This window comes from Arthrobacter sp. BF1 (assembly GCF_056680215.1).
In genome coordinates, this window is the sequence record NZ_CM155271.1 from 615,258 (window position 1) to 628,327 (window position 13,070).

Here is a 13,070-nt window from a genome sequence, read left to right on the forward strand (position 1 = left end):
TCCATCATGCCCTACCCCACCGACAGGATTGCCGGGCCCTCCCTCAGAGCGAATCAACCCCTCCCTGCCGGCGGAAGATTCTTGGTGGCAGGGCCTTCCAGGAGCTGCCCGTCGCTGCTGAAGCGGGAGCCATGGAGCGGGCAGTCCCACGTCCGTTCGCTGTCGTTCCAGTGCACAATCCCACCAAGGTGCGTGCAGACGGCGGAGAGCCTGCACGTGGTTCCCCCGACCGTGGAGACCGCCACCGGACGGGCACCGTCGCGGTACACCGTCCCCGCGCCGTCGGGCGGTGGCGCATCGTCGGAGGCGAGCTTCACCCAGCCGGTGGCGAGGTTGGCAGCCACCTTGGCGTTGAGGGCCACGGCCGAGTAGGCGCCGGCGGGCGATGTGATGCGGTGATGGATGGTGTCGGCCCAGGGGAGCTTTCCGCCCAGGATGTCGGCCGAGATGCCGAGTGCAACCGCCACGGCGTTGGTCATGCCCCACTTGTTATAGCCGGTGCCGAAAAGGATTTTGCCCCGGCCCCGCGGCAGCTTGCCAAAGAACGGCATGAGGTTGGTGGCCTGGTAGTCCTGGGCCGACCAGGTGTGGGTGGCCGTGGCGCCGGGGAAGTGGGTGCCGGCCCAGTCGAGCAGCCCCGAAAGGTGGGCCTTTTCCGACGTCGTCCGGCCCACATGGTGCCCGTGCCCGCCCACCAGCAGGAGCCTGCGGCCGTCCGCTTCGTAGTCGCGGAGGGAATGCGTGGGCTCTTCGGCGGAGAGGTACATTCCCGGCGGCGGCGTCAGGCCCTGCGGCAGCTCAAACGCTGCGGCGTAGGAGCGGTGCGGCTTCAGTTTCGCGAAGTAGAGGCCCCGGTCCAGGACCGGTGTCCCGGTGGCCAGAACAACGTGGTCAGCCATGACGCTGCCCTGATCCGTTTGGACCGTCAAGGGGCCCCGCCCGGTGACATCCTGCAGCCGCACCCCGCCCGCCACGCGGCCGCCGCGGGCGCGGACGTCCACCAGCAGGGCGTCCACAACGTCCATGGGATTGATCTGGGCCTGGCCTGCCAGCATCAGGGCGCCCTGGATGGGGAAGGGGACGCCGGCGTCGAGCACGTACTCCACGTTGAGTCCCGCCGTGGTTGCCGCGATCAGTTCCTCGCGGAGCCGCTCGGCCCCGTCACCGGTGGTGGCATAAGTGTAGGCGTCCCGGCGCTGGTACGGCAGGGCGTTCTCGTCGAGGTAGCGCAGCAGCCACGCCTGCCCCTCACGGTTCGCCTCGACGTACGCCTGGACCTGTTTGTCCGAATACTGGCGGGACAACGAGCCCAGGACGGTTCCCTGCAGGAGGCTGACCTTGGCCGTGGTGTTCCCCGTTGTCACGGCACCCGGGTACCGGGCTTCCAGCACCAGGACCCGCTGCCCGGACCGGGCAAGCAGCAACGCCGTGACCAGGCCGGTCAGCCCGGCGCCGGCCACTACGGTGTCGTACTTTGTGCCGGCCTGGAAAGGGTCAGAACTGAAGGTCTTTTCGCGGTCCAGCCAGAGGGACGTCATGGAAGCCAAGTGTACTTATCACCGCCTGATACGCCCAGAGCCTAGGCCGGCTGGAACGCTCCGATGGTCAGCAGCTCAATGGCTGCATTGCTGCAGGCCTGGGTGGGCTGGGCCAGGAAGAGGGATGCAGTGTCCTCAGGCGGATAGATCCGGTAGCCGGCCGCGGGCGTCAGGGTGCAGTCCGGGTAGTTTTCTGCGTGGGTGTAGCGGAGCACGGCCTTGCCGCCCTGGCCGGGCGCCAGCAGGACATCCGCAACGGGCGTTGACTCGTCGCGTTTCGCCGGGGCACCGATGGGCTCGCCGTTGGCGTCCGCAGCGAGGGAGACCCCGGGGAATCCCTTCAGGACGCACGGCTCAGTGCCAGTGTTGGTCAGGGTAAGGCTCATGTAGACGCTGCCGGCAGCCCCGCCGCCGGTGGCGTCGGTGGCGGCGGACAGGGTGGCAGCCTTGCAGAGTGAGGGGCCGGCCGAACCAGTGGTCGCTAACGACGTCGGCGACTGGGACGCGGTCGGAGCCGCCGAGGTCGGGGCGGGGCTGGCTGAGTCGGTGCCGGGTGCCGATGATCCCTGCGGCTGCGCTTGGCCTGCACCGCACGCGGTGAGCATCAGTGCTGCCGCGGCGACCGCCGTCGTAATCAAAAACCCTTGTGAAATGCGCTGAGACGTCATGCCATAACCTTTGTTGTTGCCGTGACCCGAGTCAACGATGCCACGGGGCGGCGGAAGGATTTGATGCCCGGATCGTGATGATCCGGGCACCAAACTCCGCAACATTACGGAGCGGACTCAGCCTTGCGCTTCGAGCTGCTGCGTGCGAAAGCCACACCGCCCAGCACCAGTCCGCCCAGCCCGGCGGCGAGACCTGCCCAGCTGCGGGCGTCTGCACCGCTGTCCGCCACGGCGGCCGCCTGCTCGGTGCCGGCGCCAGTAGTCGAGGCTGTATGGGACGCCGCGGCGTGGGCGTCCGCCGCCTCGGTGACGGTGATGGACGGTGCCGGCGCCCTCAGGGAGTGCGGGTCCTGGCCGTCCTTGGCGATCTCCGACCAGTCAGTCTGCCCCGTCTCGCAGCTCTGCAGGGTAGGGAAATAGAGCGTGGTGCCGGCCGCATCGGGCAGCTTCACGGAGAGCACCAGGGCGTCCCGCAGTTCGTGCGCCAGCGGCGCCTTGGCCGTGTAGACGATCTGGCTGGTGCGTTTGGTGATGGACGAACCGTCGGCCAGTTTCTTGGGCTCCGCGAGCTGCTCAGTCACCTTTTCCACGGTCCAGTTGGGGTTGACCGTGGGCTGGGCGTCGTTGAGTTCGGCCGGCAGCGTGATGGCCACCTTGGTGGTGCTCGACTCTTCGCAACCGTGCGGGATGCCGAAGGTCAGCAGTGCATAGGAGTTGGCCGCGGTTTTGTCCGGGCTGACGCCTACATGGGCGGACGCGCCGGTGGCGGCGGTCAGCAGGAGGACGGCGGCGCCGGCAACGGCGGCTGCCGGGGTGAGGGTACGGCGCAGTGCGGTGGTGTTCATGGGTGTGCCTTTCGGACGCATGCCAGGTTCAGGCATGCGGAAGTACGGGGTAAGGCCCGCCGGCCGGTGAAGTCCGGTTCGGGCCGGGTCAGGGAAGTACGACGGCGGAAGGCGGGCCGCGTCGGCTGTCCGGCCTGAGGTTCCGCCAGGGGCGGTGGGGGAGAACCGCAGGGGGGTGGGGCACCGCCCGGGGGGTGCCGGCGTCGGGCGTTACTGCTTCGGGGAGCCGGCCGAGGGGCCTGAGCCAGGCTGCGAGGGCCCAGAGGGCGGCCTCACCTTTGGCAAGCAGGAGTGCACACGCGGCGGTTGCCAGTGCATGGGTCGCAAGCATCAGGATGCTCGTGGGGCTGGCCAGGGCGTGGACGTGCGCGGCGGCGTCGAGGGCGGGCATCGCCGCTGAGGACAGGTGGTGGGCGGCTGCCGGCGGGTGGGAAGTAAGCACGGGAGTGCTGAACACCGTAAAAACTTCGTGCAGGGCAAACTGTCCGGCTCCCAGCAGGGCGATCATCGCGGCGAAATTCAGCTTCAGCCGGGTGGCCGTGGTGGCCGCCAGGACTGAGAGAGCCAGTACGGCGAGCAGGATGCCCGGGGCGGGGAGCCCGCCGCCGCCGGCCAGCACGTGGGCCCCGGCCGCAAGGGTGAGAGCCGCCGTGGAGAGCGACGCCGCGCGGAGGAAATGAAAGGGGGCCAGGGCATGATGAGTGCGCACTGGAACCTCCCTTGTGTCGGTGCGCCGATTGAGGCGTCGGCGCGCGGCAGGCCCTGCAGGTGCTGCGGGGCGACGTTCAGATTCTATCGGGGATTGCCCGTACCACCTCTTTGGGACGGGGCAGGCAGGGGGATGACGTTGGACTCGGGCTCCGGGCCGTCGGCTGGTTCGTCAGCGGGATTCAGGAAACCCAAGGCCAGATCCACGCACTGGACGGCCACCGGGGGAATGCGGTAGTCGGTCGTGGCCTCCACCAGCCCCAATTCAGCAAACAGGGAGAGCCGGTTCTGTGCCTCCAGGGCTGCGAATGATGCATAGATCTCTTCCAGGCCGCTCTCGGCGAGCTCCGGATCGGCAAGGCCGGCGTCATCGAGGAAGGGTCCGTCGGCGTCCATCGCGGCCAGGCTCTCGAGCTGCGCCACGGGCACCGGATCATCTGTCGTTCCGTAGGCCAAGATGGTGCACAGCGTCTCGGAGACAGCTTCCCGGTCCCAGGCGTCGTCCGAATCGCTGAGGACCCGGACCAGAAGGACCACGGAAAGCATCCGACGCATATCCACCCGTTCCTTCACCGCCGTGCTGTTCCAGGCGGTCGCTGCGGGGCCGGGTACGGCGCGGGTGGAACTGAGTGTGATGAGGCCGGCTCCGACCAGTGCCGTCCAGATCTCACGGAGCACCGGTACGTCGAACATGGTGCTCACTTCAAGGGGCGCGTCCGGCTGGCCGGAAACCTTGAGCTCGTCGCGGGACCCGGCGGTCCGCGCGCCGCGTTTCCCACTCGCCTGCACCGCCACCGCTGCAGCGGCCGCCTCGATGTCCTTGAGCCGCAGGGCACCGGTGGCCGTGACTTCCTTGCCGGTGCCCAGCCAGTCCAGGAGGGAGGACGCCCGCTTGATCAGGGGCATGCTGTTGAATGCGGCGTCCTGCTCCTCCTCGCTGAGCTGGGGGACCAGGATGTCCGGAAGACTGGAGGCTGCTGCGCTGATGCCGCGTCCCAGCACCGAATGGAGTTCCTCATAGGCGTCTTCCGTGCCTGTCCAACGGCCGGTCACCTTGAGGAAGTGGGCGAAAGAGTGCAGGGCGAAGTAGAAGTCGTCCAGGGCGTCCTCAGCTTGCTCCGGGTCCAACGCCGCAATGACCGATCCCACCGCGGGCTCAACGCTTTTGCCGGGAATCTCCGTGGCAGAGCTTGAACCTTCGATTGTGTGCTGGGCCGTCAGGAAGAGTTTGACCAGTTCGAGGCATTCGAAGGCATCGGCCGGGTCGGGGGACTCGGTCCCGTGCCACTGAATGAACTCGACAGCCATCGAATCAACGGCCCGATGGTTCAGGACCAACTGCAGCGGCATTTTGGGAGCCTGCGGCACTGCCTTGAGGTGCCGCTGGTTCTTGCTTCTGGTCTTGGACCTGCCGGTCTTTTTCGCCAAGGATGTGCCTCCGGTCCAAGGGCGCGGTTCCCCGCGTTTGCCCGCGGGATCTCCGCGGACGTATTGAGCTTACAAAACTGGGCTGCCGGCGAGAAGTTCGGCCAGGACGTCAGCGGCGGACTCGTGGCGGATCAGGGGCGCGGCCTGGCCTGCCCAGAGCGACATCAGCTCTGTGTTTCCCTGTGCTGCCGCCTGGGGCCGGAAACGGCCGGTCAGCCAATTCTGGGCCGGGAACGGTGCGGTTCCTGCGGCTGCGGAGAGTTCGCGGATGATGCGGTTGGGGATGCCGCGGGCCAGCCGTCCGCTGAGGACGCGCGTCAGCACGGTTTCGCTCGCGGCAGGGCTGTGCAGGATGGCGCGGTACGCGGGGACGGCTGCGGATTCCCGGGTGGCCAGGAAGGCTGTGCCCACCTGCACCGCGTCGGCGCCGAGCGCCCGTGCGGCGGCGTAGCCGCGGCGGTCCACGATGCCGCCCGCCGCGATCACCGGAATCGTGACGGCGTCCGCCACCTGCGGGACCAGCGCGAAGGTGCCGATAAGCGACTCTTCCGCGGGGTTGAGGAACGAGACCCGGTGGCCGCCGGATTCCATGCCGCTGGCCACCACGGCATCTACGCCGCCGGCTTCCAGTGCTACGGCTTCGGCCACGGTGGTGGCGGTGCCCACAACCACGATCCCGCGCCGGTGGGCCTCCTCCACGAGTTCGGGAGCCGGCACCCCAAAGACAAAACTGACGACGGCGGGACCCGCCTCCAGCGTGGCCGTCACCTGCTCGTCGTAGTCGGGCATGTACCGGTCGGGCATCTCCGGAAGGGGCAGGCCCACTTCCTCGAAGTAGGGCTTCAGGGTTTCCCTGTAGTTGGTGAAGTCCGCTTGGGACAGTGATGTTGTTTCGTCACCGGTGGGGACCCAAAGGTTGAGGGCGAACGGCTTCGCGGTCGCCTTCCTGAGCTGGGCGGCGGTGTCACGGATGGCGTCGGCACTCAAGCCGTACAGGCCGTAGGAACCCAGCCCGCCGCCGTCGCTCACTGCTGCCGTGAGTTCCACGGAGGACACCCCGCCGAAGGGGCCAAGGACTACCGGAATCTCCGTGCCGAACAGTTCGGTGAGGCGGTTCCGGTGAGAGGGGGTGCGGTGCTCCGGCGTCATGTGTGCTCCTGGAAGGTCGCTGCTGGCTTCGGGTCCAGTCTTGCAGGGCACGCGCCGGGCCCCAAGCCCGTCCCGCCTGTCGGTGGGAGGCGGGGCTATGTACCGCGTCAGGGGGCCGGGCTAAACTGCTCGCGTAAGTCGCCGACAATCTCAGGAGACACACCATGAACTACTCAGGGACTGGCAACGAGAAAGCCGTTCTGGCCAGCGAACTCAACCGAACCCATGTTGGGCAAACTGTCAGCTTTGAACCGGACGAATTCACTTTGGTTTTCGGCAAGATCGCAGCCATCGCACGGAAGGAAGGCGGAGTCACCATCGCCCTGCGCGGCGTGGAAGGAAGCGGCGGCCTGCAGTCCAGCTACAGCCTCCCGGGCAGCCAGCACGTGTATTTGCAGCCGGACATGCTCACAAACACCGAATCCACCATCAAGGATCTCTTCGGGAAGGTCCAGGAAAACCTCCGCGGCGGCGGGCACCGGGGAGATGACAAGACCGACAAGCTCTGAGCTACAGCGCGTTCTTTGGTGGGTGCGGGCTTGCACCACGGGGAGTTGGCGGCATGCCCTTCCCGAACGCCCGTGCCGCCTGGGAGCCGGCGGCGGCACTGGCTCCGATGCTGATGAGCGCCCCCAGAATCATGGCCGAAGCTTCGCCGGGCTCCAGCAGGTGCAATTGTGATCCGATGGTGGCCGCGGCCACCGGGACACCGAGTTGCGATGCCGTCAGGATCGCCAGCGGCAGCGGTTGGCCCAGGAGCCGCAGGCTTCCATGCACCAGCAGCGTCCCGAGGCCCAGACACACCCCCAGCAGGATCATCCGTGGGCTGCCCGTCAAGGCACGCAAATCCAGTGACGCGCCCAGCCAGACGAAGAACACCGGCCCAAGAAATCCGTCGCTGACAGCAAATAGTTGGTGCGCCAGGCGTCGCGGCTCGCCGACGGCGGCGACCACCAGGCCGAAGGAAAACCCGGCCAGCATGATGGAGACGTGCCCTGCTACAGCAAGCCCTGCCAGCGCGAACAGCAGGGCCAGCTGGATGCGCAGTTCGAGGGCGAACTTCCGGTCCTCGGAGACGTCGTGCAGCCGGGCCCGCGTGCCGCTGGTCTCCAGGGCGCGGAGGACAAAGTAAAGGACCACCGCGCAGCCGGCCACGGCGGCGGCCCCGACGGCCGCCCTCCCGGCGTTTGGCGGGTCGACGGCGAGCGGAAGCGCCACAATGCAGGCGATGTCGGCGATGGCCACCTGCGCCGTGGTGGTCAGCACCTTGGGCCCGGACAGCCGCAGGGAGTCGATGATGGGCAGCACGAGTGCTGCTGACGAGGACGCCAGCAGGACCACGTACAGGGGTGCATGCCCGGTGCCGAAAAGCAGGGCGATAAGGATTCCGACGGCGGCGGCGAGCCCTGCGGCTATGCCTGCCCGAAGGGCGCCCGCGCCGAGGGCAGGGCGGATTGCCTTGTCCCGGACGGGAACGTGAGAGCCCGCAACAAACATGATGAGGGCGAATCCGACGTCGGCCACGAAGGTGAATGTGGGGTCCGTGGGATCCACCAGCCCCAGCCCTGTCCGTCCGATGGCTATCCCCGCCAGCAGTTGCCCGAGCACCACGGGAAGGTGCCACTTTTGAGGTAGCGCGAGCAGCGGGCCGAGGAGGGCGACGGCGGCGATCAGCGAAAGCTGAAGGAATGACACGGGCCTCCTCTGCTGGCGTTCTGTGACTGGCTGTCTCTGTCTGGCGTCCCGCGAATGCGGTGTGGCTGCGGGCAGCCGTTACCGGGGAAGATACGCAAGTTTGAGCGGGATGTCCGTGTTCTCATCCGTGTAGTAGCTGGCGCAGACCCGGTGGTAGCCGTCCGCTACCTGGGCGGGAACGCCGGCGGCCAGGTCGCCGCGGACCATCAGGATGGGTGAGAGCCGTTTGCCGTCCCTGATCTTCTTCAGGTCCGAAGCCACATGGGCGTTGTCCGGAGGCAGCAACACCAACCGGGCTGCCCGAAGGATGTCCTTGGCCTTGCGGTGCTCGATCGGGGCGTCCCGCAGCGCCGAAACAACAGAGCGGACGACGTCGTCCGCACCAAGCAGGGACAGGTAGCTGGACGCGTTCGGATAGTCCTGGTCCTCGGGTGCGGGCAGCCAGAGGACTTCGCTTTTGTCTTCACCATGCATGGTGTTCTCCTGGGTGGCTCCGCGGGGCGGATGGTGGTGCTCAACAGTACGTACGCACCGAGAAGTCGGTCAACGGTTCCCTTTCGGGACCGGGCACGTAGGCTCGAAGCTGATGACAGAGGCCGAGGTCCGTGATGCCTATACCAAGCGCGCGCCGGAATACATCGGGCTGTTCGGATCGGTTGACCAGGCGAGCAAGCAAGACCAGCGGTTCATAGCGGGTTGGGCGGAGTCGCTACGGGGGCGCGTTATCGACGCTGGCTGCGGCCCGGGGCATTGGACCGATTTCCTGGCGAGGCTGGGCGCCGATGTTGAGGGAGTCGACCTCGTGCCCGCGTTCATACAGGCGGCCGAGGCCCGGTTCCCGGACACGATGTTCCGGGTCGCGTCATTCACCGACCTCGGGATCCACGACGGGCAGATCGGCGGGATCCTCGCCTGGTACTCCCTCATCCACCTCCAGCCAGAGGATCTTCAGACCGCCCTGGGGGAGTCCGGACGCTGCCTTGCTCCTGGCGGAACTCTCCTCGTGGGGTTCTTTGAGGGCACGGACGGCGAAGTCTTTCCCCATGCGGTGACCACCGCCTACTTCTGGTCCACTGACGGCATGGCTGCCAGGCTCGTCGGGGCAGGTTTTGAGGTCCTCGACGTACAGCGGAGGACCGATCCTGGCCAGCGTCCTCATGCGGCGGTAATCGCCCGGATCAGGTCTTGACGATTTCAGACTCCCCGGGAACCCACACTGTCCCGTCACGGCCACGGAAGGCAAGGGGCACGCCGCGAGCCCGTTGCCAGTCAGTCGAATCAGTTACCTGGACATGCACGTGCGGCTCGGTGCTGTTGCCGGAGTTACCGCATTGGCCGACGGGATCGCCCGCCTTCACTGACTGCCCCGTGCGCACCTGGACTGTGCCGTGGCGCAGATGGGCGAGCAGCACAAAGGTGCCGTCGGTATCTGCGGCGATTACGACGTGATTTCCAGCCACGGCCGCAACGCCGGCCCGGATCCGTTCTGCCTGGCCCAGCATGTACGGCACAAGGGTCAGCTGTGAGCGGCGTCCGTCATGATCCGGCTGGCCGTCAAGGACAGCGATCACGGTCCCTGACAAGGGCGCGAGAATCGGTTGCCCGAAGCCGATGAATACTTCAGGGCGTTCCGCAGCGACGAGGGAGCGCCACGTGCGGGGCGCGGACCTGCCGGCATCATTGACTGCGACGAAGTCGATCGCGTGGGAAGTCCCGAAAGCGTAGGTGCCATGACTCGGCACACGGCGTGCGGGACTGTTCTCCACCCGCCAACTTCCTCGAAAAGGCAGGTCGAGCACAACTGCATCCGCTGGAGGCGGCGAGGAGCCCCCGAAGGGCACTGTGCGGCGAGCCATGATCACATCGTCCTCGTTTGACGGGGATCAAGGCAACGGGCGAGGGTGAGGTGGAGCCCAGGTCTGCTGAATCGGGCTGGCGTAGGGTGGGAATCGGACGATAGGAGAACTTCATGAAGAAAATCCTCATGGTACTGACCAGCGTTTCCGAGATCGGCGATACCGGAGAGAAGACCGGCTACAACGTGGCCGAGGCAGCACACCCCTGGAAGGTCTTCAAGGATTCCGGGCATTTCGTCGACTTCGCATCCATCAAGGGCGGCCAGCCCCCGCGTGATGAGGTGGACTCGGAAGATCCCATCCAGGTCGCCTTCACGACGGACGAAACCACGCGCGCCGGGCTATACAACACTGCCCGCGTCGACGTCGTTGATCCCGGACAGTACGACGCCGTCTACCTCGTCGGTGGCCACGGCACCATGTGGGACTTCCCGGACAGCGAAGGCCTGCAGAACCTCGTTGCCAGCGTCTACAACGCCGGCGGATTGGTGGGCGCGGTCTGCCACGGGCCGGCGGGGCTGCTGAACGTGGAATTGGAGAACGGGCTTCGCCTCGTCGAGGGCCGGAAGGTGGCCGCCTTCACCAATGACGAGGAGATTGCCGCGGGGAAGGACAAGGTCATCCCGTTCTTCTTGGCTGACCGGCTTGAGGAACAGGGTGCCACCCACGTCTCGGCTGGTGTCTTCGAGGAGATGGTGGTGGTTGATGACCGGCTGGTGACCGGGCAGAACCCGGCTTCAGCCGCGGGCGTGGCCAAGGAGATGGAGAAGCTCTTCGCACAGCTCATCCACAAGGAGAAGGCCGAGGAACAACACGAGACGGAGGCTCTGCGCGCCGAGAAGGACGCCGAGAAGAACGCCAAGAAGATGGCGGCTGCTGAGGGGGATCACTAACATCCGTGGCTTCCAGGCATGGCGATAGGCCTACTTCCCCTCGGGTGACGAGGAAAAGTAGGCCATCAGCCATCTTGGCACTGGCCGGATGCGACGTCAGACGGCGCAGACCGCTGCGTCAGCTGGCGCCGCACCGGCCGTCTAAATGTGCTCTCGGGGTTGAGCCGCATCGAAGAACCGGAATTCCTCGCTAACCGGCTCCGCGTCCCGGCCAGTCCCCTTGTCCCGAATGAAATCGAGGTCCTCACGGGAAAGGCTCATCTGGCCATGCCCGTCGACTTCAATGTGCCCGGCGGAATTCCGCATAATCGTTGCAGCGACGGTGCGAGGCACCATCACACATCCCGGGTTATTCAAAAGCCACTGACGCGTCTTGGAATCAAGCCGATCCCACTCTTCTTTGAGTGTCATCTCGTAAGTTCACCCTTCCCACTTCCTCAGAACCCGCCGTCCAAGGCTCGGGTTCCGCCAAGGGTACGTCTCAGGTCGAAGGAAAAACAGGGGCCTATGCTCGATCTTCATTGCCCGGACCTGGGCGCCGTACTGCCTCACGGGACCAAATTACAAAAAGCGAAGGCGCCTACTTCGCTGGATTATCAACGATGTAGACGCCTTCTCACTTGGCGGTGACGGTGGGATTTGAACCCACGTTGGCTTTGACACCAAACAACATTTCGAGTGTTGCACCTTCGGCCGCTCGGACACGTCACCAACCTGACTAGGGTACCGGAGCAAGGCGCACATCCCCAAAACGGCCGGCGGTCCGCTGGCGGGAACTGATCGGTGCCTGCGCGTGCTGGCACCAGACTTTCATCGCCCATGTCAGACCGGATAGGTTCGTAAGCAAGATGACTACTTCAGATGCAGTGACTCCTCAAGCAGCTCAGGCAACGGCCTATTGGACCACCGGGCCGGAACAGGGTGAACTCCGGGACGAGCCGCTGCGCGCACCGGGACCCGGCGAAGTGCTGGTCCGTACCCTCTACTCCGGCATCAGCAAAGGCACGGAAATTGTGGTTCACACCTGCTCCGTGCCGCCGCGGGTGGCTGAGGCCATGCGCGCGCCACACCAGGAGGGCTCGTTTCCCTCTCCGGTGAAGTTCGGCTACCTTTCTGTCGGCATCGTTGAACAGGGCCCCGATGACTGGAAGGGCCAAAAGGTCTTCTGCCTGAATCCGCATCAGGACCGTTACGTCATCGGCGCCGCCGCGCTGACCAGAATTCCCGACGGCGTCCCCGCCCGCCGCGCCGTGCTGACCGGGACCGTGGAGACAGCCATCAATGCACTCTGGGAAGCCGGGCCGAGGCTGGGGGACAGGATCGCCGTCGTGGGTGCCGGGCTGGTGGGCGGGATGGTGGCCACGCTCCTGCGCACGTTCCCGCTGGCCCGCCTGCAACTCGTGGATCTGGACCCGAAACGGAAGCAACTGGCGGACAAGCTGGGCGTGGAATTCGCCCACCCGGATGATGCCGAAGCGGACTGCGACATCGTGTTCCACTGCTCCGCGTCCCAGGAAGGCTTGGAACGATGCCTGCAACTGGCCGGCGACGAGGCCGATGTCATCGAAATGTCCTGGTACGCCAACCGCGACGTCACCCTGCCGCTCGGGGAGGACTTCCATGCCCGCCGGCTCTCCATCAGGGCCAGCCAGGTGGGCGTTGTGGCCCGGGCGCGAAGGCACCGGCGGACCACCGCCGACCGCCTGAGTCTGGCTGTATCGCTCCTGGCGGACCCTGTTTTTGACGCCTTCCTCACCGGGGCGTCGCCCTTCGCAGACCTGCCGGACGTGGTGCAGAGCCTCGCCAATGGAAAACTCGAAGCCCTGTGCCACGTGATCGAATACCCCCACGCTGAAGAATCCAGTAGCCCAGACCCAAAGACAGGACGTAGCCCGTGTTCAGCCTGACCATCCGCCGCCACTTCATGATCGCCCACAGCCTTCCGCGCGAGGTCTTCGGCCCCGCCCAGGCCCTGCACGGGGCCACGTTCGTGGCGGAGGTGACGTTCCGGCGTCGTGCTTTGAACAACGATGCGATTGTGCTGGACATCGGAGCCGCCGGCGGCATCATCGAAGGGGTCCTGGCGGGACTCAATTACACCAACCTCGATGAGCACCCGGACTTCGCCGGCAAGCTCAGCACCACCGAGGCGCTGGCCGAATACATCGCCCAGGCGGTGGCGGGCAAGATCAAGGACGATGCTGACGGCCGCGAGCTGGCCGGCATCGACGTCACCCTGCGCGAAAACCCTGACGCCTGGGCTACGTACGCCCTCGACTTCTCCGCCTGA

General features: G+C 66.3%; 15 protein-coding genes and 1 tRNA gene. 5 read left to right on the forward strand and 11 right to left on the reverse strand.

Going from position 1 to position 13,070, the window contains the following annotated elements:
• Positions 1-53 precede the first annotated feature (53 nt).
• From AC1MCD_RS02945 to AC1MCD_RS02970, 6 genes are all read right to left on the reverse strand, one after another.
• Positions 54-1,538, reverse strand: coding sequence for an FAD-dependent oxidoreductase (locus tag AC1MCD_RS02945; RefSeq protein WP_498675720.1), 1,485 nt, complete (start codon positions 1,536-1,538; stop codon positions 54-56).
• 41 nt (positions 1,539-1,579) lie between these two features.
• A complete protein-coding gene (locus AC1MCD_RS02950) occupies positions 1,580-2,206 on the reverse strand; it encodes a DUF4232 domain-containing protein (RefSeq protein WP_498675721.1) in 627 nt (208 codons plus the stop codon).
• Between the two features lie 104 nt (positions 2,207-2,310).
• A complete protein-coding gene (locus AC1MCD_RS02955; RefSeq protein WP_498675723.1) occupies positions 2,311-3,051 on the reverse strand; it encodes a YcnI family copper-binding membrane protein in 741 nt (246 codons plus the stop codon).
• A gap of 88 nt (positions 3,052-3,139) precedes the next feature.
• Positions 3,140-3,760 (reverse strand): hypothetical protein, encoded by a 621-nt coding sequence (locus AC1MCD_RS02960; RefSeq protein ID WP_498675725.1) that lies wholly within the window; start codon positions 3,758-3,760, stop codon positions 3,140-3,142.
• Between the two features lie 83 nt (positions 3,761-3,843).
• Complete coding sequence (locus AC1MCD_RS02965) at positions 3,844-5,187, reverse strand: hypothetical protein (RefSeq protein ID WP_498675727.1); 1,344 nt, start codon at positions 5,185-5,187, stop codon at positions 3,844-3,846.
• Positions 5,188-5,256: 69 nt separating this feature from the next.
• Positions 5,257-6,336 carry an NAD(P)H-dependent flavin oxidoreductase gene (locus tag AC1MCD_RS02970; protein WP_498675729.1) on the reverse strand — a complete coding sequence of 360 codons (1,080 nt, stop codon included), beginning with the start codon at positions 6,334-6,336 and terminating at the stop codon, positions 5,257-5,259.
• A 164-nt stretch (positions 6,337-6,500) separates the two neighbouring features.
• Between AC1MCD_RS02970 and AC1MCD_RS02975 the strand changes: the two genes are divergently transcribed.
• On the forward strand, positions 6,501-6,845 hold the full coding sequence (locus tag AC1MCD_RS02975; protein WP_498675731.1) for a hypothetical protein: 345 nt from the start codon (positions 6,501-6,503) through the stop codon (positions 6,843-6,845).
• Position 6,846: 1 nt separating this feature from the next.
• Here AC1MCD_RS02975 and AC1MCD_RS02980 read toward each other — a convergent pair whose 3' ends face one another.
• Positions 6,847-8,031, reverse strand: a complete 1,185-nt coding sequence (locus tag AC1MCD_RS02980) for a cation:proton antiporter (RefSeq protein WP_498675732.1) — start codon at positions 8,029-8,031, stop codon at positions 6,847-6,849.
• Between the two features lie 78 nt (positions 8,032-8,109).
• Positions 8,110-8,505, reverse strand: coding sequence for a hypothetical protein (locus tag AC1MCD_RS02985; protein WP_498675734.1), 396 nt, complete (start codon positions 8,503-8,505; stop codon positions 8,110-8,112).
• Between the two features lie 112 nt (positions 8,506-8,617).
• Between AC1MCD_RS02985 and AC1MCD_RS02990 the strand changes: the two genes are divergently transcribed.
• The gene (locus AC1MCD_RS02990) at positions 8,618-9,220 is read left to right on the forward strand and encodes a class I SAM-dependent methyltransferase (RefSeq protein WP_498675736.1); all 603 of its coding nucleotides are present in this window, start codon (positions 8,618-8,620) and stop codon (positions 9,218-9,220) included.
• Here the strand turns inward: AC1MCD_RS02990 and AC1MCD_RS02995 are convergent.
• On the reverse strand, positions 9,210-9,887 hold the full coding sequence (locus tag AC1MCD_RS02995) for a M23 family metallopeptidase (RefSeq protein WP_498675737.1): 678 nt from the start codon (positions 9,885-9,887) through the stop codon (positions 9,210-9,212). The two genes, AC1MCD_RS02990 and AC1MCD_RS02995, sit on opposite strands and share 11 nt — an antisense overlap.
• Positions 9,888-10,000: 113 nt before the next feature.
• Here AC1MCD_RS02995 and AC1MCD_RS03000 point away from each other — a divergent pair, with 113 nt between their 5' ends.
• Positions 10,001-10,780, forward strand: coding sequence for a type 1 glutamine amidotransferase domain-containing protein (locus AC1MCD_RS03000; protein WP_498675739.1), 780 nt, complete (start codon positions 10,001-10,003; stop codon positions 10,778-10,780).
• Positions 10,781-10,921: 141 nt separating this feature from the next.
• Here AC1MCD_RS03000 and AC1MCD_RS03005 read toward each other — a convergent pair whose 3' ends face one another.
• A complete protein-coding gene (locus tag AC1MCD_RS03005; protein WP_498675741.1) occupies positions 10,922-11,191 on the reverse strand; it encodes a hypothetical protein in 270 nt (89 codons plus the stop codon).
• A gap of 210 nt (positions 11,192-11,401) precedes the next feature.
• A tRNA-Ser gene (locus AC1MCD_RS03010) sits at positions 11,402-11,491 on the reverse strand.
• Positions 11,492-11,628: 137 nt separating this feature from the next.
• On the opposite strand from AC1MCD_RS03010, the gene AC1MCD_RS03015 reads away from it, so the two are divergent.
• Together AC1MCD_RS03015 and AC1MCD_RS03020 are read left to right on the forward strand one after the other, a co-directional pair.
• Positions 11,629-12,687 (forward strand): zinc-dependent alcohol dehydrogenase, encoded by a 1,059-nt coding sequence (locus AC1MCD_RS03015; protein ID WP_498675743.1) that lies wholly within the window; start codon positions 11,629-11,631, stop codon positions 12,685-12,687.
• Positions 12,675-13,070, forward strand: coding sequence for a 6-pyruvoyl trahydropterin synthase family protein (locus AC1MCD_RS03020; RefSeq protein ID WP_498675745.1), 396 nt, complete (start codon positions 12,675-12,677; stop codon positions 13,068-13,070). The genes AC1MCD_RS03015 and AC1MCD_RS03020 overlap by 13 nt, the downstream gene beginning before the upstream one ends.

What these genes read in the sequence shown, in the direction of transcription:
- AC1MCD_RS02955 (WP_498675723.1), bottom strand. Translation starts at nt 3,051, where the DNA reads ATGAACACCACCGCACTGCGCCGTACCCTCACCCCGGCAGCCGCCGTT.
- AC1MCD_RS02945 (WP_498675720.1), bottom strand. Translation starts at nt 1,538, where the DNA reads ATGACGTCCCTCTGGCTGGACCGCGAAAAGACCTTCAGTTCTGACCCT.
- AC1MCD_RS02990 (WP_498675736.1), top strand. Translation starts at nt 8,618, where the DNA reads ATGACAGAGGCCGAGGTCCGTGATGCCTATACCAAGCGCGCGCCGGAA.
- AC1MCD_RS02985 (WP_498675734.1), bottom strand. Translation starts at nt 8,505, where the DNA reads ATGCATGGTGAAGACAAAAGCGAAGTCCTCTGGCTGCCCGCACCCGAG.
- AC1MCD_RS03015 (WP_498675743.1), top strand. Translation starts at nt 11,629, where the DNA reads ATGACTACTTCAGATGCAGTGACTCCTCAAGCAGCTCAGGCAACGGCC.
- AC1MCD_RS02995 (WP_498675737.1), bottom strand. Translation starts at nt 9,887, where the DNA reads ATGGCTCGCCGCACAGTGCCCTTCGGGGGCTCCTCGCCGCCTCCAGCG.
- AC1MCD_RS02970 (WP_498675729.1), bottom strand. Translation starts at nt 6,336, where the DNA reads ATGACGCCGGAGCACCGCACCCCCTCTCACCGGAACCGCCTCACCGAA.
- AC1MCD_RS03000 (WP_498675739.1), top strand. Translation starts at nt 10,001, where the DNA reads ATGAAGAAAATCCTCATGGTACTGACCAGCGTTTCCGAGATCGGCGAT.
- AC1MCD_RS02975 (WP_498675731.1), top strand. Translation starts at nt 6,501, where the DNA reads ATGAACTACTCAGGGACTGGCAACGAGAAAGCCGTTCTGGCCAGCGAA.
- AC1MCD_RS03005 (WP_498675741.1), bottom strand. Translation starts at nt 11,191, where the DNA reads ATGACACTCAAAGAAGAGTGGGATCGGCTTGATTCCAAGACGCGTCAG.
- AC1MCD_RS02950 (WP_498675721.1), bottom strand. Translation starts at nt 2,206, where the DNA reads ATGACGTCTCAGCGCATTTCACAAGGGTTTTTGATTACGACGGCGGTC.